At 50.8% G+C, this 26,610-nt stretch carries 25 protein-coding genes and 1 pseudogene; 22 read left to right on the forward strand and 4 right to left on the reverse strand.

Annotated features, from left to right (window positions below; all coding sequences use genetic code 11):
* The 6 genes from AC2JC8_RS01535 to cax form a co-directional block, all read left to right on the forward strand.
* The coding region (locus tag AC2JC8_RS01535) for a glutathione S-transferase C-terminal domain-containing protein (RefSeq protein WP_484594086.1) at positions 1-1,062 on the forward strand (1,062 nt) is incomplete at its 5' end.
* On the forward strand, positions 1,059-1,685 hold the full coding sequence (locus AC2JC8_RS01540; protein ID WP_484401678.1) for a DUF2301 domain-containing membrane protein: 627 nt from the start codon (positions 1,059-1,061) through the stop codon (positions 1,683-1,685). The genes AC2JC8_RS01535 and AC2JC8_RS01540, both read left to right, overlap by 4 nt.
* 154 nt (positions 1,686-1,839) lie before the next feature.
* Positions 1,840-3,036 carry a glutathione S-transferase family protein gene (locus AC2JC8_RS01545; RefSeq protein WP_484401682.1) on the forward strand — a complete coding sequence of 399 codons (1,197 nt, stop codon included), beginning with the start codon at positions 1,840-1,842 and terminating at the stop codon, positions 3,034-3,036.
* Positions 3,037-3,050: 14 nt separating this feature from the next.
* Positions 3,051-4,313 (forward strand): DEAD/DEAH box helicase, encoded by a 1,263-nt coding sequence (locus tag AC2JC8_RS01550; protein WP_484401679.1) that lies wholly within the window; start codon positions 3,051-3,053, stop codon positions 4,311-4,313.
* Positions 4,314-4,340: 27 nt separating this feature from the next.
* Positions 4,341-5,396, forward strand: a complete 1,056-nt coding sequence (gene fba, locus AC2JC8_RS01555) for a class II fructose-bisphosphate aldolase (protein ID WP_461564899.1) — start codon at positions 4,341-4,343, stop codon at positions 5,394-5,396.
* Positions 5,393-6,490, forward strand: a complete 1,098-nt coding sequence (gene cax, locus AC2JC8_RS01560) for a calcium/proton exchanger (protein WP_484594087.1) — start codon at positions 5,393-5,395, stop codon at positions 6,488-6,490. The genes fba and cax overlap by 4 nt, the downstream gene beginning before the upstream one ends.
* Here cax and AC2JC8_RS01565 read toward each other — a convergent pair.
* Positions 6,487-9,291 carry a UPF0182 family protein gene (locus AC2JC8_RS01565; RefSeq protein ID WP_484594088.1) on the reverse strand — a complete coding sequence of 935 codons (2,805 nt, stop codon included), beginning with the start codon at positions 9,289-9,291 and terminating at the stop codon, positions 6,487-6,489. The two genes, cax and AC2JC8_RS01565, sit on opposite strands and share 4 nt — an antisense overlap.
* A gap of 128 nt (positions 9,292-9,419) precedes the next feature.
* Between AC2JC8_RS01565 and thrC the strand changes: the two genes are divergently transcribed.
* Positions 9,420-10,703, forward strand: a complete 1,284-nt coding sequence (gene thrC, locus AC2JC8_RS01570; RefSeq protein WP_295476178.1) for a threonine synthase — start codon at positions 9,420-9,422, stop codon at positions 10,701-10,703.
* A gap of 38 nt (positions 10,704-10,741) precedes the next feature.
* A complete protein-coding gene (locus AC2JC8_RS01575) occupies positions 10,742-11,017 on the forward strand; it encodes a MoaD/ThiS family protein (RefSeq protein ID WP_295476180.1) in 276 nt (91 codons plus the stop codon).
* Here the strand turns inward: AC2JC8_RS01575 and ftsH are convergent.
* Positions 10,968-12,761: an ATP-dependent zinc metalloprotease FtsH gene (gene ftsH / locus AC2JC8_RS01580; protein ID WP_484400994.1), complete on the reverse strand. Its 1,794-nt coding sequence runs from the start codon at positions 12,759-12,761 to the stop codon at positions 10,968-10,970. The genes AC2JC8_RS01575 and ftsH overlap by 50 nt on opposite strands.
* A gap of 86 nt (positions 12,762-12,847) precedes the next feature.
* Between ftsH and rpmF the strand changes: the two genes are divergently transcribed.
* Positions 12,848-13,027: a 50S ribosomal protein L32 gene (gene rpmF / locus AC2JC8_RS01585; RefSeq protein ID WP_484400995.1), complete on the forward strand. Its 180-nt coding sequence runs from the start codon at positions 12,848-12,850 to the stop codon at positions 13,025-13,027.
* Between the two features lie 7 nt (positions 13,028-13,034).
* Here rpmF and AC2JC8_RS01590 read toward each other — a convergent pair whose 3' ends face one another.
* Positions 13,035-13,367: a DUF565 domain-containing protein gene (locus tag AC2JC8_RS01590; RefSeq protein ID WP_484400996.1), complete on the reverse strand. Its 333-nt coding sequence runs from the start codon at positions 13,365-13,367 to the stop codon at positions 13,035-13,037.
* A gap of 151 nt (positions 13,368-13,518) precedes the next feature.
* Here AC2JC8_RS01590 and recJ point away from each other — a divergent pair, with 151 nt between their 5' ends.
* Complete coding sequence (recJ, locus tag AC2JC8_RS01595; protein ID WP_484400997.1) at positions 13,519-15,375, forward strand: single-stranded-DNA-specific exonuclease RecJ; 1,857 nt, start codon at positions 13,519-13,521, stop codon at positions 15,373-15,375.
* A gap of 188 nt (positions 15,376-15,563) precedes the next feature.
* Positions 15,564-16,733, forward strand: coding sequence for a chloride channel protein (locus AC2JC8_RS01600; RefSeq protein ID WP_484401013.1), 1,170 nt, complete (start codon positions 15,564-15,566; stop codon positions 16,731-16,733).
* Here AC2JC8_RS01600 and psb30 read toward each other — a convergent pair.
* Positions 16,713-16,772, reverse strand: a pseudogene (gene psb30 / locus AC2JC8_RS01605) (photosystem II reaction center protein Ycf12/Psb30); the annotation flags it as partial. The gene AC2JC8_RS01600 and the pseudogene psb30 sit on opposite strands and share 21 nt — an antisense overlap.
* Positions 16,773-16,847: 75 nt before the next feature.
* Here psb30 and AC2JC8_RS01610 point away from each other — a divergent pair.
* From AC2JC8_RS01610 to fmt, 11 genes are read left to right on the forward strand one after another with little or no spacing between them, the layout of a single operon-like run.
* The gene (locus AC2JC8_RS01610) at positions 16,848-17,204 is read left to right on the forward strand and encodes a YkgJ family cysteine cluster protein (protein WP_484400999.1); all 357 of its coding nucleotides are present in this window, start codon (positions 16,848-16,850) and stop codon (positions 17,202-17,204) included.
* Complete coding sequence (locus tag AC2JC8_RS01615; RefSeq protein ID WP_484401000.1) at positions 17,179-17,520, forward strand: TMEM165/GDT1 family protein; 342 nt, start codon at positions 17,179-17,181, stop codon at positions 17,518-17,520. Before AC2JC8_RS01610 ends, AC2JC8_RS01615 begins: the two co-directional genes overlap by 26 nt.
* A 14-nt stretch (positions 17,521-17,534) precedes the next feature.
* Positions 17,535-17,840 carry a TMEM165/GDT1 family protein gene (locus AC2JC8_RS01620; protein WP_484401001.1) on the forward strand — a complete coding sequence of 102 codons (306 nt, stop codon included), beginning with the start codon at positions 17,535-17,537 and terminating at the stop codon, positions 17,838-17,840.
* A gap of 49 nt (positions 17,841-17,889) precedes the next feature.
* Positions 17,890-20,169 carry an RNB domain-containing ribonuclease gene (locus tag AC2JC8_RS01625; RefSeq protein WP_484401002.1) on the forward strand — a complete coding sequence of 760 codons (2,280 nt, stop codon included), beginning with the start codon at positions 17,890-17,892 and terminating at the stop codon, positions 20,167-20,169.
* Positions 20,156-20,797 carry a flavin prenyltransferase UbiX gene (locus AC2JC8_RS01630; RefSeq protein ID WP_484419885.1) on the forward strand — a complete coding sequence of 214 codons (642 nt, stop codon included), beginning with the start codon at positions 20,156-20,158 and terminating at the stop codon, positions 20,795-20,797. The genes AC2JC8_RS01625 and AC2JC8_RS01630 overlap by 14 nt, the downstream gene beginning before the upstream one ends.
* Positions 20,794-21,234, forward strand: a complete 441-nt coding sequence (locus AC2JC8_RS01635) for a hypothetical protein (protein WP_484401005.1) — start codon at positions 20,794-20,796, stop codon at positions 21,232-21,234. Before AC2JC8_RS01630 ends, AC2JC8_RS01635 begins: the two co-directional genes overlap by 4 nt.
* 39 nt (positions 21,235-21,273) lie before the next feature.
* Positions 21,274-21,669 (forward strand): DUF2996 domain-containing protein, encoded by a 396-nt coding sequence (locus tag AC2JC8_RS01640; RefSeq protein ID WP_484401006.1) that lies wholly within the window; start codon positions 21,274-21,276, stop codon positions 21,667-21,669.
* A 45-nt stretch (positions 21,670-21,714) separates the two neighbouring features.
* Positions 21,715-22,755, forward strand: a complete 1,041-nt coding sequence (gene acsF / locus AC2JC8_RS01645; RefSeq protein ID WP_484401007.1) for a magnesium-protoporphyrin IX monomethyl ester (oxidative) cyclase — start codon at positions 21,715-21,717, stop codon at positions 22,753-22,755.
* Positions 22,756-22,761: 6 nt separating this feature from the next.
* Complete coding sequence (locus AC2JC8_RS01650; protein WP_484401008.1) at positions 22,762-24,177, forward strand: TldD/PmbA family protein; 1,416 nt, start codon at positions 22,762-22,764, stop codon at positions 24,175-24,177.
* Between the two features lies 1 nt (position 24,178).
* Positions 24,179-25,531 (forward strand): TldD/PmbA family protein, encoded by a 1,353-nt coding sequence (locus tag AC2JC8_RS01655; protein WP_484401010.1) that lies wholly within the window; start codon positions 24,179-24,181, stop codon positions 25,529-25,531.
* 4 nt (positions 25,532-25,535) lie between these two features.
* On the forward strand, positions 25,536-26,510 hold the full coding sequence (fmt, locus tag AC2JC8_RS01660) for a methionyl-tRNA formyltransferase (protein WP_484419884.1): 975 nt from the start codon (positions 25,536-25,538) through the stop codon (positions 26,508-26,510).
* Positions 26,511-26,610: the final 100 nt, after the last annotated feature.

A 26,610-nucleotide genomic window follows, 5' to 3' on the forward strand; every position in this document is an offset into this window, starting at 1 on the left:
ATCAAGGCGCAAGCGGCTAATAAATCCCGTTGTTTCATCCGTGCTGCCTATGCCAGGGTGATAAGCATGACTGTTCCACCCGCCTTCGTAGCTACGGCCCGCTGCCTTTGGCAATGGGAATGGCAGCGTTTGATGGCTGGCCTTGCCCCCGCTGATCGGGATGGAAATTTCCAAAGGCGCCCCTCGGAATTTGCAGGGGCTGGCCTTGAATCCCAACTGGAGCAGGCCCTGCAGGGGGCAGGCAGGCTTCAGTTAGTTGTTGGCCGCAGTTGCCCCTGGGCCCATCGCGCCTGGTTGGTTTGGCGTCTACGCCAATTGGAGCCATCCGTTCAACTCTTAATTGTGGAGCCCGATCCCAAGGCAGGCCGCTGGGTATTTCCAGAACCGCGCTTTGGCTGTAATTCCCTCGCTGAGCTATATCAACTTTGCGGCGCCAAAAGTAAAGCCAGAGCCACGGTTCCGCTTTTATTGCACCCTGGTGATGGCTCACAAAAAGCTTCAATAATTAATAATGAAAGTGCTGAATTAATTGAAATTTTAAATTTTTTACCCTCTCCTTCTAACGACGCCCCAAACCTGCTGCCTAGCCAGCGCCTAGTTGATATCAACCATTGGATTAATTTAATGCAGAATGATATTAATGATGGCGTATATCGTTGTGGCTTTGCCCGTAATCAAGCCGCCTATAACCGGGCGGAGGCGGCCTTATTTGCCGGCCTTGCCCAGCTGGAGGGAGCCCTCTTAAAGCAGGGTCCCTGGCTATGTGGAAGTGAGCTCACCATGGCTGATGTGCGCCTATTCCCAACCTTGATTCGCTGGGAGCAGGTTTATGCGCCCTTATTTCGTTGCAGCCGTTCACCACTGTTTAGTTTTCCTGCCTTATGGGCTTGGCGGGCCCGTTTTTGCTCCCTGCCAGGTGTTCTTGATACCTGCTACCCCGCCGCCTGGCGCCGCGATTATTTCGGTGCTCTATTTCCGCTCAATCCATCGCTGATTGTTCCGGCCGGCCCCTCTTCCAGCGAAGAGCTATTTGCCTTAATCCAAGCCACAATGAAGCCATGACAACTGCTCCCGCCACATACCAAGGTGTATACGGCCAATACACCGTTACTGCCGAGCACCGCCAGGAGGTTTTGTTTTATCGCCTCTCCCTATTGCTGCTTGCCCTTGCTCAGGCCGGCTTGCTTATTCAGTGGCGCCAATGGGGACCAAGCCTTTGTTGGCCCTGGTTGTTGTTGATGGGCCTTGGCCTCGGTGGTGCCCTGCGTTGGGTTCATATCTACGTGCGTGTTTTGCATCGCTCGTTGCAGTTTTTTTGGTTATTTGGATGCTTCGGAGCTGCTGTATTGGCCTATCAAGTGGGTCCTTCTGAAATGCTTCCGGCGTTAGTGGCACAACCGCTTTGGATCTGGGCTGTGGGTCCGTTTTTTGCTGCTTTAGCTGGTTTGGGTTTCAAGGAATTCTTCTGTTTTCAACGGCCAGAAGCGATTGGCCTCACCCTTTTGTTGCCTCTCTTGTTACTTGGTTGGCTCGCTGGTGTGCTTAGCGCCCCCATCGCAGCTGCACTATTGGGGCTGCAAAGCCTTTTGCTATTGCTGCTCGCCTTGCGGAAATTCCCCATGGCCCCTGAGGCCGATCTGGGCGATCTCAGCGTTTTTGCCTATCTGGATGCAAATCGGGCTTGATACAAGAAAACCCCCGGCTCTGCCAGGGGTTTTCTCGGAGCGCCAGGGCTGGGCGCTCTTGGCCGACGGAGGGGCTACGTCGCCGGGTCCTTTTCTTTTGTAACCACAACCACCCATTTGCTGCAATTGTGTGGCCAAGTGCACACAAAAATCAATGTTGAGTTGGGAGCAACTGGAGGCCCTTGCCCCACCTGAGCCCAACCGCTCAGAAGGCCCCGCCAATAGCCAGGCGCGTCTGCGCCCTTTTAGTAGGCCCCTTGCGGAAATTCGCGTGGTGCTTTACCGCGATCACCATGCCTGGTGCCCCTATTGCCAAAAGGTATGGCTCTGGCTGGAGGAACAGCAGGTGCCTTATCAAATTAAAAAGGTTTCGATGTTTTGCTACGGCGAAAAGGAAGCCTGGTTTCGCAACTTAGTGCCATCTGGCATGTTGCCGGCTTTAAGCATTGATGGCCAAATGATTACCGAAAGTGATGTGATCTTGCTTGCGTTAGAGCGCAGCTTTGGTGTGCTCGGTGGTGTTAATGGCCGTTCTATTCAAGATCCGGAAGTTTTAGCTTTGCGCCAATTAGAAAGGGATTTATTTCGCTCTTGGTGCACCTGGCTTTGTTACCCAGGCCAGGAGACAGAAGGTGAGCGCTTATTTGATGCCCAAATGCAGCGCATGGCCACTGCCCTTGAGCAGGGGGCGGGCCCCTTTTTCTTTAATGATTTCAGCAGTGCTGATCTCGCCTTTGTGCCCTATGTGGAACGGATGAATAGCAGCCTTCTCTATTACAAAGGTTATGAACTACGTAAACGTTGGCCTTCGATAGATCGTTGGTTCACTGGCTTAGAGCAACGCAGCACCTATTGCGGCACCCGCAGCGACCATCACACCCATTCCCACGATCTACCTCCCCAGATGGGCGGTTGCTATAGCAATGGCAGTGCTGCTGCCAAATACTGGGCGGCGCGGATTGATGCTGGTTCATGGCAGGAGCTCAGTGATGCAGGTGCCCCCGCGTGCGGAGCTGATCCCGCCGCTGAAGCGCTCATGCGGGTGTTGAAACATCGTTATACCCTTTTGGCCACTACTGCAGGCCTTAGCGAAACAGCTTTGCGGGCAGCTCTTACCAAATTGATCTCAGGGGAGCCCTGCCAGCCGCCTCCAAATAGTGAGCTTGGCTTACGCAACTTGAGGGATCGCATCAGCGTGCCCCGCGATATGGGAATCCATGCCGCACGTTTATTGCGCGCAGCTCTTGAGGAAACTGCTGCCCTCTCCGGCTCCCGCCTGCCTGCTGCCTTGCCCCGCCGCCATCGCCGCGATCAAGATCCAACCCCGTTCTTAGTACTTAACCGTTCTTAGTCCATAGTTGATAGGTGAAAGAACTCCCCTCTCCGGCCCCTGGCTTTGCTCATCTTGGCCTGGGCCGGCCTCTGCTGGAGGCCCTTGAACGTTGCGGCTACAACACCCCAACGGAAATTCAGGAGCAAGCGGTCCCAGCTGTATTGAGCGGTAAGGATTTAATGGCTGCGGCCCAAACCGGCACAGGCAAAACGGCGGGTTTCATCCTGCCAATGCTTGAAATATTGCGCCATGGCACTAAGGCGGGCCCCGGCCATGTGCGCTCCCTAGTTCTTACCCCAACGAGGGAATTGGCAGCTCAGGTTGCTGAAAGTGCCGCCACCTATGGCAATGGTCTTGCCTTGCGCAGCGCAGTGGTTTTTGGTGGGGTTGGGATCAATCCCCAAATCGATCGCTTACGCCGCGGCGTGGATCTGTTGGTGGCTACCCCTGGTCGGTTGATTGATCTGCATAGCCAAGGAATTATCGAATTCGGCCGCCTTGAGCTTTTGGTGCTTGATGAAGCTGATCGCATGCTCGATATGGGCTTCATCAACGACATCCGCAAAATCCTGCGGTGGTTGCCATCAAAACGTCAAAACTTGATGTTTTCAGCCACCTTTTCAGGCCCGATTCGCAAACTTGCTGAGGGCTTTTTAAATCAACCTGTGCAAATCCAGGTGAATCCTGAAAATCGCACTGCAGATACCGTTGATCAGTGCATTCATCCTGTTGATCAAGGCCGTAAAGGCGCCTTGTTAAGTCATTTAATTCTCAGTAACAATTGGCAGCAGGTGTTGGTGTTTTCTCGCACAAAACACGGCGCTAATAAGTTGGCTGAAAGGCTGATTAAAGAAGGTATTCAAGCTGCTGCAATCCATGGCAACAAAAGCCAAGGTGCCCGCACCAAAGCCCTTAGTGGTTTTAAAGCTGGGGAATTGCGAGTGCTGGTGGCAACTGATATCGCCGCCCGCGGCCTCGATATCGCCCAGTTGCCCCATGTGGTGAATATGGATTTACCCCATGTTCCTGAAGATTATGTGCATCGCATTGGCCGCACCGGTAGAGCGGGCCAAACCGGCCATGCGCTTTCTTTGGTTAGCGCTGATGAACGTGAATTGCTAAAAGCTATTGAATATTTGATCGGTTCTTCCCTGCCACGCCTGGTGGTGCCTGGTTTTGAGCCGGAAAAACCGATCTCTGCAGGCCCTGCGGCAAAGCCACCGGGAAAGCCCCAAGCACGCACTTCTCGCAAAACAGCCGCCGGATCTGCCCATAGGCGCAAGCCTTCGCGGTAAAGTCGCCCAGAAACCACAGAATTTCTCATGGCGCTTGTTCCGCTACGCCTACTGCTAGATCACGCTGCTGAAAACGGTTACGGCATCCCAGCGTTCAATGTGAACAATTTGGAGCAGGTGCAGTCGATCATGGAGGCAGCCCATGAAACCGATAGCCCAGTAATTCTGCAAGCATCCCGCGGTGCCCGCCAATATGCAGGTGAAAATTTCCTGCGCCACCTGATCCTGGCGGCTGTTGAAACCTACCCAGATATCCCTGTGGTAATGCACCAAGACCATGGCAATAGCCCTGCCACCTGTTTTGGCGCTGCTGCTAACGGTTTCACTTCAGTGATGATGGATGGCTCCCTTGAAGCCGATGCCAAAACTCCCTCCAGCTACGAATACAACGTGGCGGTTACCAAGGAAGTGGTGAGTGTTGCCCATGCCATCGGCGTGAGCGTTGAAGGTGAACTGGGCTGCCTTGGATCCCTTGAAACCGGCCAGGGTGAAGCCGAGGATGGCCATGGTTTTGAGGGAACCCTCGATCATTCCCAGCTGTTAACGGATCCAGCAGAAGCTGCTGATTTTGTTACTAAAACCAAAGTTGATGCTTTGGCAATCGCCATCGGCACCAGCCATGGCGCCTATAAATTCACCCGTAAACCCACCGGTGAAGTATTGGCGATTTCAAGGATTGCTGAAATCCATAAGGCAATCCCTAATACCCACTTAGTGATGCACGGCTCTTCATCAGTTCCCCAAGAATGGCTTGATATGATTAATAAATTCGGTGGTGCTATTCCGGAAACCTATGGTGTGCCTGTTGAAGAAATCCAAGAGGGTATTCGCAATGGTGTGCGCAAGGTAAATATCGACACTGATAATCGCTTGGCTTTCACTGCTGCGGTGCGTGAAGCCGCTGCTAAAGATCCCACTAACTTCGATCCGCGCCATTTCAATAAACCCGCCCGCGCTTATATGAAGCAGGTGTGCTTAGATCGTTATCAACAGTTTTGGGCTGCAGGTAATGCAAGCAAGATCAAACAACGCGATATCAATTACTACTCTGGGCTTTATGCAAAAGGTTCCCTTTACGTGTGATTAATTTTTCGGCACTGCGTACGCCGCTGTTGCCGTTATTAGTTTTTATACCCCTGGGTTTGGTGCTTGATCACCAAGGCCAGGGGATTAATCCATTAATTATTTTTTTGGTAAATGGCATTGCAATTGTGCCTATTGCCCAAATAATCAGCCAATCGGTGGAACAGATTGCTGAGCACTTGGGAGATAATTGGGGCGGCATCCTTAATTCTACATTAGGTAATTTAGTTGAATTAGTAATTGCATTCTCAGCTCTTACTAACGGTTTATACGAAATTGTATTGGATTCAATTGTTGGGGGCTTGGTTACAAACTTGCTGTTAGTTTTAGGTTTGGCTGCATTGCTTGGGGGGCTTAAAAATCAAACCTTGCCATTTAAAGTAAAAACAGCCCTGTTGAATTCAAAATTATTATTAGCTGTTGTTTTAGTTTCTTTTGTTCCCGGTATGCTTGATCATCTTAACCAATTTGATTCACAGCAGAGCCACGAGCAATACTCAATAATCTTATCCATTGCATTATTAGTGTTTTACGCGTTATCTTTCGTTTTTCAATTCTCTATTCCCAAAGATGTGATTAGCAATGATTCGCTTCCAAATGATATTGTAGAACCTGATCAAGGTAAGAATCACAATACTTTATTAATAGGCCCTATCTTGATTCTCTCTATTTCTACATTGGCTTTGGTATTTAGTTCAGAAGCCCTTGTAGATGCACTTTCTGCAACAGCGCAACGTTTCAATTTAAGTGCGTTTTTTACCGGTGTATTTCTCTTGCCACTTTTTGGGAGCGCCTCAGAATTTGTTGTGTCAGTTCGGGCCGCTCAACGCAATCGTATGGATCTTGCGGTTGCTTCTACGGTTGGATCAAGTGTGCAAATTATTTTATTTGTATTGCCAGTTTTGGTACTTTTTGGTGCTTACATAGGTAAGCCTTTGGGAATCTTTTTTAGCCCTCAAGCAATGGTAGCTGTTATTGTTGCAGTCTTTTCTGTGGAATGGGTTAGCAGTGAAGGCGAACTTGATTGGTTTGAAGGATCTTTTCTATTGATGGTATATTTATTATTGCTAATCAGCAGCTTTTATCTGCTTTAATTATCGTTGTTGTTTGCTTGCTTGGATGTTAAGCGATTTAAGGCAGTATTCAAATTTCGTTCCATTACAAATCTGCGCCCATCACTTACCACAACTCTCACGAGGGTTGGTAAGCCTCCATTGCGAGCTTTTAGATATATAGGCTCCACATAAAGCAAGCCCTTCCCGATTGGTACCACTAAGAGGTTGCCTTGTATCACCTCTGAACCTTGGCGATTCCAAAGGCCAAATTGCTCACTAATTACCGGATCTTGTTCAATTAGAGCTGTTATTTGTTGCGTACCAAGCAAAAGCCTTTCTTGCGGAAAGCGCACTAGTTTTAACTTGCCATAGGCATCTCCGTCATTACGGGCAGCTAGCCATCCCACTAAATTGGGTCGCTTAAGTGGTGAGAAGGGCAACAATAAAACAAATTCGGGTCTTTTTTCTCCAGGTAATTGTAGGGTTACGTGATAAGGGCGCACTGCCACACTACTGTTGCCATAAATCTCGAGCGGTATGCCCCACACATCATCACCGTTGTAAAAAGTGCGCACATCTGTTACATGAAATCGCAATAATTTCTCCGCTTGGATTGCAAACTGGCTCTGGGGTACCTGAAGATGTTTACGCAATTCTTTTGGCATCTCAGCTAAGGGAGAAAATAACTCAGGAAACACTTTTTGCCAGGTACGCAGGATTGGATCTTGAGGATCATTTACATAAAAATGCACTTCACCGGTGTAGGCATCAACCAATGCTTTTACCGGATTGCGTAGATATCTCAAACCCTCAGGATTTGCCTCGCTGTATGGATAGCTTCTACTGGTAGTAAATCCATCTACAAACCAAAATTGATGCACGCCGCGCTTAAAACCACTGCTAGCCGGCAGCCTCGCTGTTACAAGGTAAGGAGCATCCTCAAAGCGTAAAAATGGTGCTATTGCTTTTAAGCGGCTATGAATTTGACGCCTCAGTAGCAATTTACTATTTGCTTGTAATGCGCCGGTAAATAATAGCCTTGGTTCCCTTAGATAATGGGCCGCAAATATTTTTTGCCAATTGTATTCCAGGGGAATACCCTTTGATCCCTGATAATGAGAATATATATTTAGATCACCCTCTGGATAATCAAATTCCTTCACTTTTGTTGGTGCGATTGCATAAGAAGCGGAGTTGTAGCCGAAATACAGCCGCGGATTACCCACTGGTATCTCCCTTTTCACTTCTGCGCTGTTAACACCTAGTTCCGCTAAACCCTGAACCTGGCTACTGCGGCCAAGATCCTTAATGAAAAACAAGGGCAGGCCATCTGGGCCGAATGCATTTACAGGAGATACGGTAAATCCATAGCCATGGGTAAAAACCATATGTAGGTTTTGCCAGGTGCGAGATTCTCCAGGCAGGGCATTTGCATCAAGTTCCCTTGGGGCAATCAATACCTGCTGAGCGCCTCGATTTGGATCGTTGCTGAGTCCATAGCGATCAACTGCTGCAGAGGGGAAGCTGTAATAAAGCCTCAGTTGCTGCAATTGTCTGTTTGTAGCAAGTAGGGGCTGCGTATCCCACAGCCTGAGATTGTCGATCGTGCCTGGCCCCTCCTTTAAATCTGCAGCACTAAGGCCTTGGCGTGGCTCCAGGGTTTCCAATTGCACCTGATCGAGGCCGAAGCCTTTCCTTGTGGCGGTAATAGTGCGTTCTAGGTATGGGCGTTCCAGCTGCAGCTCCCTTGGTTGCACCATCAGGCGTTGCACAACAGGAGCGATCAGTAATTCTGTGATCGGTACTGCTACCCCTGTGCAGGCCAGTGGCACCAATAAGCCTCGCTGCAACGATCCCGCCGGTAGGTGAATCATTAGCCCCGCGGAGCTAAGCAGCAGCAAAAGCGCCAGCAAAAGCCGCAGGGGTAAGCGCACATGAAGATCAACAAAACCGGCTCCAGCGGCCACGCCATGGCCAGAAACCATCAGTTCAAAGGGGCTCAAAGCAGCGATCAAGGCTGCCACCAAGGCCAAAGCTGCCAGTTGCGGTTGCAGCACTCGCTGTTGAGGTTTTGTTAAGCCGCTGAAATGCCAGTCGCTCAGGCTATTTCCGCCGCTGATGCTGATCCAAAGGCAGGCGGCCAAACCCACAAGCAATTGCATAATTAATACGCTGAGCACCAGCCGCAAGGCGGGCAATTGCAGCACTGTGAAGCTGAGATCTAGCCCTGTAACTGGATCTCCCTGGCCAAAAGGGGCCGCCATTAGTGCAGGCAACCAAAGGCTCCAGCCCCGCGCCAGGGCAGTGGCTGAAGCCACCAGGGCTGCTGCTAATGCCACCCGCAGGGTGGAAAGGGGCCAGCGCAGCAGTGGGAATAACAGGGCTACCGCCAGGCTTAAGAGCAGGCCCATCGGTAGGTCTGCGAGCATTGGAAAGCCGCTCAACACCTGATCGTTAAAGGGGGCGTTGATCAAGCCACGTGCTTGCGTTAATAAATAAGTAAGCCCGAGTAAAAGCAGCCCCAGCAGTAAGGCCAATACAAAAGTGAAGCCCCATCCCTTTAAGGCTATTAACCCCCCTTGCTGCGTTGAACTTTTGTTGCGCAGATTCCAGCAGCGTTGCAGTTGTTGCAGCTGCAGGGGAATTCCCAATCCCAATGCAGTAATAAATGCCAAGCCCTGAAAAGTCCAGCGCCTGAGCAAAAGGTTCTTAAAGCCAAATTGCCCAAACCAAGCCAGTTCTACCCAGAGCCTTGGTAAAACAAATAAAAGCAGCAATATTGCCGCTAGCAGGCTTAATAATGCTGCCCGTTTAGAGCTTGAAGAAGTGGTAGCAGCCATGGGGCGAGATTAAACAAAACCGGGCCAGTAGCAAGCAGGTGGTTTGAGCTAATACCCAACTGCTGGGGTCGGGATTAAATGCTGCACTCGATTGGCACTGCTAGCTTTAGCCAATACATTTTTCAGCCGTGACGTCTACTCTCGCCTCGGTTACGTTCAAAGGCCTGCGTTGCAAGGAATGCGGCCATGAATACGGGGCTGGAGCCCGCCATGTCTGCGAAGACGTGTGCTTTGGCCCCTTAGAAGTTGTTTACGACTACGACGCAATTCGGGCCCGCACCACCCGCGCTTCTATCGAAGCAGGCCCAATTTCGATATGGCGTTATCGCGATTTTTTGCCCGTTGAGGGCGATCCCATCGATGTGGGCACCGGTTTTACTCCACTGCTTAAGGCGAATCGCCTCGCTCGCCGGCTTGGTTTAAAAAACCTCTATATCAAAAATGATGGTGTGAATATGCCCACGCTGTCTTTTAAAGATCGTGTGGTGAGTGTTGCTCTCACCCGCGCTCGAGAGCTTGGTTTTTCTACGGTTAGTTGCGCGTCTACCGGCAACCTTGCCAATTCCACTGCAGCAATCGCCGCCCACGCCGGCATGGATTGCTGTGTTTTTATACCAGCAGATCTTGAGGCAGGTAAAATCCTCGGTACTTTGATCTACAACCCCACCTTGATGGCGGTTAAAGGTAATTACGACCAAGTAAATAGACTTTGCTGCGAAGTTGCTAATACTTATGGTTGGGGTTTTGTTAATATCAATTTGCGCCCTTATTACTCAGAAGGTTCCAAAACCCTCGGCTATGAAGTTATTGAACAGTTGGGTTGGCAATTGCCAGACCACATAGTTGCTCCTTTGGCCTCCGGCTCTTTATTTACCAAAATTAGTAAAGGTTTTGATGAGTTTATCAAGGTGGGTTTAGTTGATGAAAAGAAGGTGCGCTTTAGCGGCGCTCAAGCTGAGGGTTGCTCCCCCATTGCCCAAGCTTTTGCAGAAGGTAGAGATTTCATCACTCCGGTTAAACCAAATACGATCGCAAAATCAATCGCCATCGGTAATCCGGCCGATGGCCCCTATGCCATTGATCTTGCTCGGCGCACGGGAGGTTCAATCGCAGCTGTAAACGACGACGAGATCATCGCAGGCATTCAGTTACTTGCTGAAACTGAGGGGGTATTCACCGAAACCGCAGGGGGCACCACCATTGCAGTTTTAAAGAAATTGGTGGAACAAGGAAAAATTGATCCCAGCGAAACCACAGTTGTTTATATCACCGGCAATGGCTTGAAAACAACTGAGGCCATTAGTTCTGCTGTGGGTGAAGCCCACACGATCGAACCCCAATTGGCAAGCTTTAATGCCGCTTGGGAGCGGGCCCAGTCGCTTCAGCGAGCCACCTGGGAAACCGTTGCCTAATATTTAGCAATTCCACTATTCATCCTGCTTTTTATTCAATGTCTGTTCAAGTTTTAATCCCAACACCGCTGCAAAAATTCACCGCGGATAAAGCATCGGTGGAGCTTGAAGCGGGCTCTGTTCAAGAGTTGATTACAGCTCTAGATGTTGCTTTTCCCGGTTTGGGTAATCGTTTATGTGATGAGCAGGGCAAATTGCGTCGGTTTCTTAATTTTTATGTAAACAGCGAAGACATACGTTTTCTTGAAAATCAAAACACGCCTCTTAATGCTGGTGATGAGGTGAGCATTGTGCCTGCGGTAGCTGGGGGCTGAATTCGCCTTCGTGTGCACGCACGATTTTGTTGAAGCTCACTTCATCAAGGGTTTCTAATTCGATAAGCGCCTCCACCAATGCATCCATTAAATTACGTCTTGGTGTAAGTAATTCGATAGCTTGATTTAAAGATTCTCTAGCAATTTGTTGCACCATGGCATCTATTTGTTTTGCGGTGTGATTGGAATAGCCATGCTCTGGGCGGGTCCAGTCGCGCCCCAAGAACACTTCATTGCCTTGCTGTTCAAGAGCTACAGGTCCCAATGCTGAGAAGCCGTAGCGAGTAACCATTTCCCTAGCAATCTGGCTCACCATTTGAAAATCTCCACTGGCGCCTTGAGTTACCTCAGCATCACCAAAAATCACCATTTCCGCTGCTCTACCCCCCATAGCTACAACTAGCCGCGCTTGGAGGTAGGCCTTGCTAATTAGGCCGCTATCGAGAATTTCTTCATCGGGCGTGGTGCGAGCAAAACCACCAACTCCACCTGCCCTTGGCAGCAGGGTTACTTTGTCGAGATTGTCTGCTGCTGGCAGCAGCGTGGTGAGCAGGGCATGACCCACTTCGTGGTATGCGATCAGGCGTTTTTTGGCGCTGTCTTGTAGTGGTTTGGCCCCTAACCCCATGGTTACCCTTTCAAGGGCATCATTCATTGATTGTTCATCAATGAATAGCCGTTCCCGCCGTGCGGTGAGGATTGCAGCTTCATTGATCAAATTGGCTAGATCCGCGCCAGAAAAACCGGGGGTGCGGCGGGCCCACATCCCTAAAGACACATCATCACCAAGGGGCCGGGTGCGGGCATGAACGCCAAGAATTGCTTCTCTGCCGCGGCGATCTGGAAGCTCCACCATGATTTGGCGATCAAAACGCCCTGGCCGCAGCAGGGCGGAATCCAACACATCTGAACGGTTGGTGGCTGCCAGCAGGATTACACCGGAATTGTCTTCAAATCCATCCATTTCTGTGAGCAGCTGATTAAGGGTTTGCTCCCTTTCATCGTTGCCCCCGCCGATACCGGCTCCTCTTTGGCGGCCAACAGCATCAATTTCGTCGATAAAAATTATGCAGGGCGACTTTGCCTTTGCCTGGCGAAATAGATCGCGCACCCGGCTTGCCCCCACCCCCACAAACATCTCTACAAATTCAGAGGCGGAAATCGAAAAGAAGGGCACATCAGCTTCACCGGCGATTGCTCGGGCCAGCAATGTTTTGCCTGTTCCCGGCGGGCCCACCAGCAACACTCCCCTTGGGATGCGAGCGCCCACAGCTGTGAAACGTTCTGGCTCCTTTAAAAAAGTAACCACCTCTTGAAGTTCAGCTTTTGCTTCATCGATACCAGCAACATCTTCAAAACGCACATTGATGCTCCCTTCTGGCTGCAGCCGGGCCTGACTGCGACCAAAACCAAGCGCTTTTTGAGCTACGGAAGCGGAACGCCGCAACAGCAACACCAGGAGGCTTATCAGTAACACTCCAAGAAAAAGGTTGATCAGCAGTCCGCTGCCTGCCCCTTCAGGGTCTGTGGGGCTAACGCTGAGGGGTACTCGCGCCGCTTCTGCTGTGCGGATGATTTGCTGGTCGTTGCTGAAAATTGCCACCCGGCTTTCACGGCCGTCTTTGAACTGCACCAGCACCTGATCGCTGCGCGACAAAAGCTTTAACTCCTTCACCTCACCACTGCGGATGGCTTTGAGCAGGCCGCTATAGCTGGGGGGTTTGCTCAAATCCGGTTTAAACACAACTGTTTTTTACTTATCTAAGCTTAGCGATTGACGGATGGTATCTCGACGTTGGATGATTGCTAGTTGATATTAAGTAAGCCCGGATGGCTGTTCCTAAAAAGAAAACCTCCAAAGGAAAGCGCAATCAGCGCCATGCAACCTGGAAGGCAAAAGCACGGGTCGCTGCCCAAAAAGCCATGTCTTTGGGTAAAGCGGTGCTCAGCGGCCGGGCCCAGGGATTTATTTATCCAATGCCTGATGAAGCTGAATCAGAAGAGGAATGATTCAGTTTTAGCTTCCTAGCTTGAAGGCCTCTAATATCACTGCATATAGAGCGCCCATTCGTAAATTATCAGATATTACCCAAATCAATTTGTTTTTGTTTAGATTTGAAACTGTCCTTATTCTAACATTAATTTCAATTATTAGTAGTAATCCCACGGCACCTACGCTTTGAAGCCGGGTAAAATTTAAATAAATACTTGTTAAATTTGCAGCTAGGTAGTAGCCCATCAAAAGGGCGAGTAATCGCACACTTTTTTGATACCAACTGCTGCTTACCCAGCCGAGGAATTGTTTGCTAAGAACTTCTTGAAGCTTATAAAAACGAGTCGATTGAGGCATTTCCACTTAAGCCGCCAACATTTGTAATTTAGCAATGTTTATTCGAAGAAATTTCAATAGAAGTGCTCGCAGGGGGGCATCATGCGTTTGTGCAGATTTGATCTAAGCAACCCTGATTCATTCTCCTCCCTCCCCAGATCGCCTCTGGCAGTTGCCCCAGCCCCTGGTTTCCAGCGCCCCTGTAAGCAGCGCTGATTTACCTGCCGAACTGCTGGCGGTACTTAATCGCCGCGGCATTTCTGATCCAAAACTGGTGGCGGCCCTGCTTAAGCCAGCAGCTGCTCCTGCGGCAATGGATCATTTCCCAGATTTAGGCGCTGCCCTTGATCGCCTTGAAATTGCCTGCCGTAATGCTGAATTAGTGGCGATATGCGGTGATTACGACGCAGATGGCATAACCAGTACAGCTTTAATGCTGGGGGTTCTACAACGGCTTGGGGCAAATCCTGTGGCCGCAATACCCAGCCGGCAAGAAGATGGCTACGGGCTCAATGTTGCCATGGTGGAAAGGCTTTCAAGCCAGGGCTGCCGCTTATTAGTAACCGTTGATAACGGCATCAGCGCCAGGGAGGCCCTTGAGCGGGCCCAAATCCTTGGCCTTGAGGTGATAGTTACCGATCACCACACAATTCCGGCCTTAATGCCGCCATTACTGGCGCTTTTGCATCCGGCCACCACCCCTAAGGGGTCCCCGTATCGCGGCTTAGCGGGGGTGGGTCTTGCTTATGTGCTTTCCCGCGCTTTGGCGCAAAGGTTGAAGCGAGTTGAGGCGCTTCAGGCTGCCCTTGATCTGTTTTGTATCGGCACCATCGCCGATATGGCTCCACTTGTGGGGGTAAATCGCCTTTGGTTGCAGGAGGGGCTTAAAAACTTGCACCGCTCCAAATTGCCTGGTTTGCGTGCCCTTGCCCAGTTGGCTGGATTGGAAGATCGCAGCATTGATAGCCAAGCGGTGGGTTTTCGCTTAGCGCCAAGGCTTAATGCTGTTGGCCGTCTAGCAGATCCAGCCCTTGCGGTGGAACTACTCACCACTAGCGATCCAAACCGCGCTTTGGAACTAGCCGATCAATGCGAAGCCTTGAACCGGCAACGTAAAGACCTATCCGATGGCATTGAAGCTGAGGCCAATGCCTTAGTGGAGGCCGATGGGCCCCAGCGACCGCCGTTTTTGCTATTAGCGCAAAACCACTGGCATCACGGTGTAATTGGCATCGTGGCGGCCCGTTTAGTGGAACGTTGGGGTTTACCTGTGGCAATGCTTGCCGGCGAAGGTAATGGCAGGCTGCGCGCTTCTGTGCGGGCCCCCCAAGGTTTTGCTGTTGATCAAGCGCTGCAGGCCTGCGCCCACCTATTGGAGCGATTTGGAGGCCATCCAGCGGCTGGTGGGTTCACAGTGATGGCCCATCAGGTGGCCCCCCTGCAGGAAAAACTTTCAGAGCTTGCTGCCCAGTGGCTTGAGGGCCGCTCCAGCGCCCTGTTGGTGGCACCAGAGGCCTTATTGCCTTTAGGGCGTATTGATGCTGATTTCTTGCATCAACTGCAGCGGCTTGAGCCATTTGGTGTGGGAAATCCCACCCCGCTTTTTTGGGCGCGACATTGCGAAGTGAAGCGTTTGCGCTTACTGCGTGGTGGCCATCTCTGCCTTGAGTTGGCAGCTGAAGGCAGCAGCACGTTTACGGCTATGGCCTGGCGTTGGACGGGCCCTGAACCGAGCGCTCGTTTTCTTGATCTTGCCTTCAGGTTGCGGCAAGACCATTGGCAAGGGCAACCCCGTCTCCAATTAGAAGTGGAAGCCCTGCGACCAAGCGCAGCACAAACAGTAGTTTTAATGAGGGGCAAACGCCGTTATCAATGCGAAAAACAAGGCTCTGATTTATTGATCCGCAACCCAGCCGGTGAAGAATTACGGGTGCCATGGTTGGCGCATGATCACGATGTTCAAAATCTTCACCCCCATACTCTTGCGATCGTGCAAGAGGCAGCCCAGGCCTTGGGTTTAGTTGCTTAATGATCAGCCCAACCCCTCCCATGTCGCCGCGCCACTGGTGGTTTTTGCTGTGGCCAATGCTGCTTCTCGGTTTCTTAATCGGTTTTGCTTGCCTTCCTTTGAATTGGATTGACCAATGGGCAGACGATCAATTGATAACTGCTTTTGATCAAGGCCTTGGTTGGCGCATTTGGTTGCCCCTTGCAGCAATGCCCTCGCTTTGTTTTTTGCAGCGTGGTGTTTGGCGAGCGGGCATGGGTTCAGGAATTCCACAGGTGGCACTTTGTATTGAAGAGCCAGAGCGGAGCGCTGATTTTCTAAAAATTGGCCCCCTTTTGATGCGCTGCGGCCTTTGGAGCCTTGCCAGTTTTTGTTTGTTCCCCCTCGGCAGGGAGGGGCCAGTTGTATTTATCGGTGCAACTTTGGTGTGGTTACTGCGCAGTTACTTGAGGGCTCCCCTGGCCCAATTGAGCGCCCCACTGCTTTATGCCGCTGCGGGTGGGGCAGGCCTTGCCGCCGGTTTCAATAGCCCCTTAGTGGGTGTTGTGTTTGCCGCTGAAGATCTCATGCAGCGCTGGAATATGCCCTTGCTTTGGGCCGGGCTTGCAATAGTTCTGCCTGCCTCCCTTGTGGCTGCCGGTGGTGGAGAAGCCATGTTTGCTTACGGCATCATTCCAGGCAATCTTGATCAATGGAAACAGATCAGCTTTGGGCTTCCCTTAGGGCTAATGGGGGGCTTACTGGGAGCACTTTTTAGTGGAATGGTGCTGCGGGCAACAAAACTGATGCAGCCCATCGCTCTACTCAAACCGCTAAGGGTGGGTTTGTTATTGGGAGGTGCGCTCGTTTTATTAGCAGCGATCAGCGGTGGCAGGGCCTATGGCGATGGATCTGCTGTGTTGCTGGATTTAGTGAGTAGGGGTGGCAGCATCAACAATCTGCAAGGGATCAGCACACTGCTGGGGCGGTTATTGGGGCCAGTATTGGCTCTTGGGGTGGGGATCCCTGGGGGTTTGATCGATCCTGCCTTGGCGATCGGAGGAGTGGCCGGAAGCATTTTGATGCCGCTGCTGGGTCAACAAGATCCGCTTCTCGGCATGGCTATCGGCATGGGGGCCTGCCTTGCTGGTGCAACTCAATTGCCTTTGTTTTCTATTCTTTTTGCAATGAGGCTCTGTGGCGATCAACAACTATTGCCTGGGTTAATACTCGCCAGCGCCTTGGCGGCGATGGTTAGTCGCAGTTTGCAGCCGCAGCCGATTTATCACGCCTTAACTGCATTATTCGAAGCCCGTTTAGGGGCAAACTATTCAAAGGGCGCCGCGACGATAGAAGAGGATGAAGATCACAGCAGGGCCCGCCAAAGTGATCAGCGCTAAGGCACCGAAATTTGCAATCAAGTGGAAATCGATGCCCATTGCAATTTGCACAGTTATTAATCCAATCAGCCTAATGGGCACAGATGCCTTTTCTAATCTTTTCGGGTTAATACCGTGACCGCTTGTTACAGCTGGACTTGCATTAGTAATTGCGGCGCCTGCTGCCGTTTAGATCCGAATCAGCGCCCTGAAGCATTAGCAGCGTTATCTCCAGCTCAAAAGCACACCTATCTTGGGATGGTTGGTAGTGATGGTTGGTGCGTCCATTTCGATACCGGTGCTCGCCGCTGCAGGATTTATGCCGATCGACCAGACTTTTGCCGAGTGGATCAGTTAGCAAATTTATTTGATGTTCCCTTAGAAGAGCAAAACAGTTTCGCGATTGAATGTTGCCAAGCGCAGATCCGCGTGGAATACGGTGGCAAAAGCCTTGAACGCAAGCGCTTTGACCGGGCAATCCGAACCAAATAGCAATGCCCCTGCTGCAGGTGCGATTTTTACGAGCACCTTCGTAACGGTTTTTCTTGCGGAGTTAGGGGATAAAACGCAGCTGGCCACTCTGCTGCTTTCAGCTCAATCGGGAAGACCTTTATTGGTATTTCTTGGCTCGGCATTAGCGCTTATCGCTTCAAGTTTGGTGGGTGTGTTGCTGGGACTTTGGTTGGCAGCTTTTATTTCACCCCAGCGGCTGGAATTACTAGCTGGCGTGTTGATGTTGATACTTGGCGGACTGCTGGGTTTTGAAGTGTTGAGTTCACTTCTTTCAAGCTCATCTCTTTCAACTTGATGGCTCTCAACTTTATGGTTATCTCCTCCGATTTGCTTTTGCTTGGCTCCACCTTTACAACGGTTTTTTTAGCGGAATTGGGCGATAAAACCCAGCTGGCAACCGTTGCTATTAGCGGCACCAGCAATAGGCCTTTGTTCGTATTCCTTGGCAGCGCTTCCGCTCTTGTGCTTGCAAGTTTCTTGGGGGCACTTTTAGGTGGCGGTTTAGCTGAACTTGTGCCCACAGAACTGTTGCAATTGGCGGCAGCCCTCGGCTTTCTAATCATCGGTGCCCGCTTGGTAAAAGCTTCTTTATCGCAAACGATCAAACAGCCCTAAGCCGGAGCAGCCTTAAGCTGATTTCAATTATTGGCAGCGTTGCCTTCTCATGAAATTTTCCGTTGCCAACCTGCTTGAGCAATTGCAGGGTGAATCGGCAGTTTCAGTGCAGGAACTTGAAAAAAAGTTAGCCCTTAAAACCGTAAAAGAAAAACACTATTTAGAGCTAGCTCTTCAAGCATTAGAGCGGGTGGGCCTGCTCAGCCAAGCGGAGCAGGGCGTTAGTCGTATCAATAACGAAACCCTGATTGAGGCGCGGTTGCGCTGCTCCAGTAAAGGTTTTTGCTTTGCTCTAAGAGACGACGGAGCCGATGATATTTATATCCGCGATCATCAGTTAAACCATGCTTGGAATGGTGATCGTGTACTGGTAAAAGTTACTCGAGAAGGGGGGCGCCGCCGCTCCCCAGAAGGGGGGGTGCAGTGCATCCTCGAGCGCGCGAACACCACAGTTCTGGCACAGGTGGAACGTTTAGATGCACAACTTCTGGCTGTTGCGCTTGATGATCGCCTCAATGCAGCAATTCAGCTGGATGAAGTTGATGCTGAACATATTGAACGTGCCGCAGAAGCTCTTGTGGAGGTGGAATTAGATCGCTTCCCTGTGGGGCAATTTCCAGCTCAAGGCCATGTGCGCCGCTCTCTATCAATCATGGGCGGCGGCTCAGCAGATTTGGAGCTGTTATTGGCACGCCATCGGCTTAATGCAGCCGGCTTTAGCGGCCGCATTACTTTAAAAACGCCAACCGCAGCCGGAAGAGAAGATCTCACTGAATTACCAACAATCCTGCTGCAGGGCTGGGCTGCTGAAAATTCACCGGCTTCCGTTGCAGTTTCGATCGAAACCACTAGCACTGGAACCCGCCTATGGCTGCACGGGCCAGATGTGGCAGAACGCCTCAGCCTCGATGGCCCAATGGAGCGCTGGTTGCGACAACAGGGGGAAGCGATTTGTATTGGCAATGATTGGTTGGCGCTGTTGCCTGCCCCCCTGCAGGAGGCAGCTGCTCTGGTGGTGGGAAAAGAAAACAGCGCCCTCTCTGTTTCCCTTGATCTCAGCCCAGAAGGGGAGTTGTTGCATTACCACTTCTGCCGTTCCAGCGTTCTGCTTGATGCTGCCTTGGATTCAAAAAGCATGGAAGCTTTTATTAATCGCAAGCCCAAAGCCCGCACTACCCCCGTTGCTCTCAAAGCACTAAAGGAATATCTACCTCTTTTGGAGAAGTTGCAAACCTTGGTGCTAGTTCTGCGCCAGCAGCGGCTAGCAGCAGGCGCGAGCCTCGATCTTGATTTACCTCTACCTCCCCTTGAAAGCCTTAAGGAACAAGCGCAGGGATTACCTGATCAGCGGCGTAGTGGTTGGTTTGCCAGCGGGGCTGCTAACGCTCCAATTACTTGGTTGAGGGAATTGGTGCGCCCTGCCGAGCAAGCCCTTGGCCGTCATTTCGCAGCCCTTGAACTGCCGGGCTTGTTTCTCAACCAGTCTGCCCCCGATCCTGCAGATCTAAATGATCTACTCAAATTGGCCGTTGGGCTTGATGTGCCTTTGGAACTTGGTGCTGATGGCAATGCACCCGCTGCTGCAGCATTAGCTGAGGCTTTTCTTGGCACAGAGAGGGCTCGAGTGTTGCAACAACAATTGCGCGAAGCCATAAAACCGGTGCAGCTGAGTGCGGTGCCGCAAGAAAATGCCCTGGCGGCTGAACCGCTGGCTTATGCCCCTTGGTGTTTTGCGTCGCTGCACTACAGCGCTATCTGGAATCAACTGCTGCTGGTGAGCTTGCTTACAGAAGCTAAGGATCGCCCCAGCGTGCGCCATAAAACCCGCATTGATCTGAGTAGTGATAGCTGCCATGGCCAAATTGAATGGGCTTTGCTCACCGCTAGCCAATTGGCTCCTTTTCAAGAGGCAATGGCAAATGGACTACCAAATCGTTTGAATGGCCGCAGCCGCTTTGCCGATGAGGTGGAAGCTGATGCCCTTGCCCTTGCTAGGGCAAGGCAGGCCCAAACCCTGGTGGGTCAAACCCTTGCCGGGGTAATTAGCGGAATTCAAAGCTATGGCTTTTTTGTGGAGTTACCCCCCACCCAAGTGGAGGGTTTGGTGCATGTGAGTTCGTTAAAAGACGATTGGTATGAATATCGCTCCCGCCAACACCGTTTGGTGGGCCGTAAAAATCGCCGCACTTACAAGCTCGGTGATCCAGTTGAAGTGGAGGTGCTCAAGGTGGATGTGTTGCGTCATCAAATTGATTTAGCGGTAATTCAGCCAGAAATAGATCACTCTTTTCAACCGCTTGAAGATGAAGGTGAGGATGAAGAATCCTGAAATAATTGCCCCTGATGCTCCTTTGCTGCTTGCTGTCTGCGGCGCCTCCGCTCAGGTGCTCGCATTAAGGGCTTTGCAGTTGCTTTTGGAGGGCGGCCACTGCGTAGATCTAGTGCTGAGCCGTGGTGCTTTTGAGGTGTGGAGAGCTGAGATGGGGGTGCTGCTCCCTGTTGCGCCAAAGGAACAGGAGCAGGTGCTTCGCCAGCACTGCGGCACCAGCAAGGGTGAGTTGCGTTGTTACCGCTGGAATGACCAAGCAGCTCCTATGGCAAGTGGCAGTTATCGCAGCCGCGGCATGTTGATCCTGCCGGCCACGATGGGTACCGTTGGCCGGGTGGCAGCAGGAATCGCCACAGATTTAATCGAACGCTGCGCTGATGTGCAGCTCAAGGAGGCACGCCCATTAGTGATAGCGCCCCGTGAAATGCCATGGAATTTGATTCATCTGCGCAACCTCACCGCTCTAGCTGAAGCGGGCGCAAGGATTGCACCACCGATTCCGGCCTGGTATCACCAGCCCGAAAGCCTCAACGACATGGTGGATTTTTTAGTAATTCGCATCCTTGATTTGTTTGGCTACGAATTGGGTGCATTGCGGCGCTGGGAAGGTCCAATTCAAGAGCGATGAGGGAAATACTGGCACTGCCACTGCTGTTACCCCTTGCGGTTGCTCTGGTTGTGGGTTTATTCAATCTTTCAACGCCGAGCCGCTTGAAATTTTTGCTCTGGTCTTCCCCAACCCTGCCCCTTGGCAGCTGGGTGATGCTGGCGGCTGGCGGTGGTGCCGCCATCGGCGCTGCTTTTAGTGCGGCCTCAGCATTGCCAAGAAGGCGCCGGCTGGACGCCCAAAACCAAACAGAATCAAAGTCCAACTTCAAAACCCAGTTTCAATCTGAACCAGCTCAGCAAAAGCGAGCCCCCCAATCTCAAGCTTGGCCTGAACAAGATCCCCAGGCACCTGCCCCCACGGTGTCTGTTCCTTTCAAGGTAGTGAGTAAAAAACAAGCGCCTGTTTCCTCTCAAAATCCAGGGGATTGGGATGACTCCATTGAGGCTGATTGGTGAGCGCTGTTTTAGCTTGGTAAAACCTCATCCGGTTACTTGGTGACTGATTCGGCCCCCAAAGCAGCACCTGCGCCTAAACCGGAGGATCAACCCTTCGAGAATTTTATTCCCGAACTTTTTTTGCCTGCCCTTGCAAAAGAAATTGAGTCTTACGGAGGCCTGCTCACGCGCTTGCAGCTGGAGCAAGCTCCCATGCCTGTGGTGGGTGAAATGTGTTGGCAAGTGGCGGGTGAACTGCCTGGAGGCAGAAGGTTTTGGCTCTGCTTTTTAAGCAACAACATTCAAGGTTCAAAAACCATTGCCCTTGCTGAAGCCGGATCTAATCCAAGCTTGCTGGAATCTTTTTTAATTGATGAAAAAAAAACCACACTCGCTCTGCTTGTGAGTCGTACGGTGCAAAGGCTGAACGGGCAGAAATGGTTGGGGCCCAACTGAGCTCCCCTCCCCTTAAAGTTATTGAATAGAGAAGGTATCCCTCGGATGGTTCCAGCAACCGCTGCTTTAGCAAAGGAGTCGATCCTTACGCCTCGGTTTTACACAACCGATTTCGAGGCGATGGCCGCCATGGATCTGCAACCCAATGGGGCTGAATTAGAGGCTATTTGCGAAGAATTTCGTAAAGATTACAACCGCCATCATTTCGTGCGGGATCAATCTTTTGAGGGGGCAGCAGAAAAACTTGATCCGGATACCCGCAAAGTTTTTGTTGAATTTTTAGAGCAGAGTTGCACCTCTGAATTTTCTGGTTTTTTGCTCTACAAAGAACTAAGCCGTCGCATTAAACATCGCAATCCCCTGCTGGCCGAATGCTTTGCCCATATGGCTCGCGATGAGGCCCGCCATGCTGGCTTCCTTAACAAGGCGATGGGTGATTTCGGTTTGCAACTTGATTTGGGTTTCTTAACCGCTACAAAAGCTTACACATATTTCCAACCTAAATTTATATTTTATGCCACCTATCTTTCAGAAAAAATTGGTTACTGGCGCTATATAGCGATCTATAGGCATTTGGAGCAAAATCCAGATAGCAAAATATTTCCAATTTTCAACTTTTTTGAGAATTGGTGCCAAGACGAAAACCGTCACGGAGATTTCTTTGACGCCTTGATGAAGGCGCAGCCAGCCACTGTGCGCGGATTCCAAGCAAAGCTCTGGTGCCGCTTCTTTTTGCTGGCTGTTTTTGCCACTATGTATGTGAGAGATGTTGGCCGGAAGGATTTTTATGAGGCCCTTGGTTTAGATGCAAGGGAATACGATAAATATGTAATCGCAAAAACAAACGAAACATCCGCCCGCGTTTTTCCGGTGGTATTAAATGTTGAACATCCCCGTTTTTATGAGCGCCTTGAGCGCATTGTTCAGCACAACCACGCCCTTGATGCTGCAGATCAGGCCAATGCTTTATTGCCTCTAAAAGTTGTTACTAAACTTCCCCATTGGCTTGGCAATGTATGGGAAATGGCTCGTCTTTTCTTTACAGCTCCGATCGCGAGCACCCAATTTCAACCCGCAATTCGTTAATTAATCGTGAGTTTTCTTGATTCCCAATGGCAGGGGCGCCTCGAGCTTCTGCTAGCCGCCGGCCGAGCTGCTGGAGCAGATTTAGTTGAGATCTTTTTGGAACGCTTCGATCGCTTAAGCGTGCTGGCAGAACAGGAAAGAGTTACCAGTGTGAATCCATCTTTGGGCTGCGGAGCTGGTATTCGCGTATTTCATGGTGCGGCCGATGGCTTCCGCGATGGTTTTGTGAGCACCACAAATCTCAGTGATGAAGGCTTAATGCAAGCCCTTGATCAAGCCTTGGGCATGCTCAATTTGCAGCGAGGCATTAGCAACGGGCATTCATTTGCCGGCCTCAACCCCTTAAGTAACTACGGCAGTAGTAAGCAAAATTGGTTAACTCAGTGCCCGGGAGTGCAAACAAGCGCTGATCGATTACTTGAAGGCACAGCCAAGTTGGAGCAGCACGGCAAGCACCTACAGGCACGCCGTGGCAGCTATTCCCGTGATTGGCAAGAAATGCTTGTGGCCGCCAGCGATGGCACCTTCAGCCGTGATCTGCGTTTGCATCAAACCCTTGGCCTCAGTGTTCTTGCCGCCGATGGCGAGCATCGCTCCAGTGTGGCCCGCCGTTTTGGTAGTTCTGATAATCCCCGCGATTTGATTGATTGGGATGCTGATGCTGCCGCCCGCGATATCAGCGCAAGTAGCGCCACCATGCTTTATGCCGATTACATCGAAGCCGGTTCTTATCCAGTGGTGCTAGCAAACCGTTTTGGCGGTGTGATTTTCCATGAAGCCTGCGGCCACTTGTTGGAAACTACCCAAGTAGAACGTGGTACCACTCCATTTGCAGATAAAATGGGTGAGCTAATTGCCCATGAATCAGTAACAGCTATTGATGAAGGTTTATCGCCTCAATCTTTTGGCAGCCTTGCTGTTGATGATGAAGGTTTTGAACCGCAACGTACCACTTTGATTGAAAACGGCATCCTCAAAGCATTCCTTTCCGATCGCGCCGGAGAACTGCGCACTGGCCATGCCCGCACCGGTAGTGGCAGGCGTCAAGGGCATTCCTACGCAGCTGCTAGCCGGATGCGGAATACGTTTATCGCCGCCGGACCCCATAGCCCCGCCGATTTAATTAGTTCGATTGATCGCGGCCTTTATTGCAAGGTGATGGGTGGTGGCAGTGTTGGCCCCACCGGACAGTTCAACTTCTCGGTGGAGGAGGGCTACTTAATTGAGAATGGTGCACTTGGTAAACCAGTAAAAGGTGCCACCTTGATTGGTGATGCAGAAACTGTTATGCCAAGAATATCAATGTGCGGCAATGATCTTGATTTAGCTGCTGGATTTTGCGGCTCCGTGAGTGGCAGTATTTATGTAACTGTGGGGCAACCACATATCAAGGTTGATTCCATCACTGTTGGAGGCCGTTGAGATGCTTAATCCCCAACAATTACATGATCAATTGAGCACTCTTGCCAAACAAGAGGGCATCAATCAATGGGATTTAGGTGCAGCATCTGGCACCGATCTTTCGGTGCAGGTGGATCGTGGTGAACCTAAGCAGCTCAAAGGTGCACAGCGCAGCGCCGTTACGGTTAGAGCCTGGACCAGTGATGGCCGTGTTGGTATTACAAGCAGCACCGACCTATCAATTGAAGGATTAGCCCAAGCCCTAAAAGGTGCAAAGGAGGCAAGTGTTTTTGGTGATCTTGAGGAACCGCCTGGCCTTTCTTGTCGCTCCCTTGAGCCCCTTATCCCTTTAGAGCGACCGCGTTTAGCGCTTCAACCAATACAAAATCTCTTAAAAACCTTGCTTGATGCAGAAAGGCAATTATTGGATTTGCATCCTGCTATTAATACAGTTCCATATAATGGCTTATCTGAACGTAATGGTGAAAGCGTATATATAAATAGTCTTGGCTCTCAGCGCCATCATTTGAGTAGTTCTTCAGCTTGTTATTTGTATGCAAGGGCCGAACAGGATGGTCGTAAACCCCGAAGTGCTGGAGCTGTGCGTTTAGCCTATGGTTCTGAACAACTAGATGTGCAGGCTTGCATTAAGGAAGCGGCGGAATTAACTATTAGCCACCTTGATTATAGCGCCATTGATACTGGTTATTACAATTGTGTATTTAGCCCAGAAGCGTTTCTTGATCTGATTGGTGCTTTTAGTAATATTTTTAATGCAAGATCAGTACTTGATGGTTTAAGCCTCTCAAATCGTGATTCCCTTGGTTCTACTTTGGCAGTGCCTTTTCTAAATCTTTGGGATGATCCTTTACATAAATCAAATCTTGGCGCTTCCGCATTTGATGGTGAGGGCACACCAACAGCTCCTTTAACTTTGATCGAAGCAGGCAATTTGGCTCACTTCCTCCATAGCGAAGGCACCGCCAGGCAATTTGGCGTTGCCCCAACCGGTCATGCAGGGATGGGATCAAAGGTATCTGTGGGTCCGGATTGGTTTGTGGTGGCCCCCACCCCCGGAGTTGCTGCTGGTGATGCCCAACTCAATCGCCATAAGGCTGATGGGGTGGTGTGGATCGATTCCCTTTCGGCCCTTCATGCCGGTGTAAAAGCAAGCCAAGGTTCGTTTTCACTTCCTTTTGATGGATGGCTAATTAAAAATGGCGAACGCATCTCAATCGAAGCCGCCACGGTTGCAGGCGATATTCGTAAGGTATTAAAAACCATTCTTGCCCTTGAAGGGGAACCGCTGGTAACCCCCGGCGGCATGTGCCCCTATGTATGGGTGGAAGGTCTTTCAATAACTGGCGAAACCTAGGCTTTTGAGGGTTTTATTTTGGGGTACGCCCGCTTACGCCATACCAACCCTTAATGCCCTATTCGATGGCGGCCATCAAATTGTTGGTGTAGTTACTCAACCAGATCGCCGTCGCGGTAGAGGTGGAGCTTTGCAACCTTCTCCCGTGAAGGCGCGGGCGTTGCAGTTGCAATTGCAATCAACTGCGCCCATTCCAATATTTTGCCCTGAACGAATTCGAAATGAACCCCAGATCCAAGTGGATCTTGCAGCCCTTGGTGCAGATTTAAATGTTGTAGTGGCATTCGGCCAATTGTTGCCAGCAGCGGTGCTAGATGCACCTTTATTTGGTTCCTGGAATGGCCACGGTTCGTTGTTACCGCGATGGCGTGGGGCTGCTCCGATTCAATGGAGCTTGCTCGAAGGTGATAGTTCCACTGGAGTTGGCATCATGGCGATGGAAGTGGGTTTGGATACAGGCCCTGTATTAATTGAAAGGCATTTATCAATCGGCTTATTAGAAAATGCCAGCCAGCTGGGCATACGTTTAAGTGAATTAACAGCCGAATTAATGTTTGAGGCTCTGCCATTAATTGCAAAAGGAAATTATCAGCTTCAACCCCAGCCAGCCGCTGGCGTATGCAACGCCCGCATGATCAACAAAGCCGATTATCAAATTGATTGGCAGAAGCCAGCATTGCAATTGCACCGTCAGGTGATGGCTTTATATCCAGGTGTGCACACCACTTGGCAAGGTAAACGCCTAAAAATGCTTGCCACTGAACCATTGGTGGAACGTTTAAGCGCTGAATTAAGCCCTGAAGTTGCGGAATTAACAAAACGGCAGTGGCCGCAAGAATGCCCCGGTGCAGTGATAGAGCGCATCCCTGGGCTGGGGGTTGTGTTTGCAACTGGGGGTTGTGCGTTGCTTTTACGCAGCGGGCAGTTAGAAGGTAAAAGCGCTGCCACCGGCGCAAATTTATTGCAACAACTCAATTAAGTAGCCCAGATCAGGCGGCCCCAAGCGATACATCTTGCAAAACTCACAACGCCAAGGCCAATACAGATCGGACAATGCAATGGACCCATCGCTTACCTAA

Source organism: Synechococcus sp. (assembly GCF_982614295.1).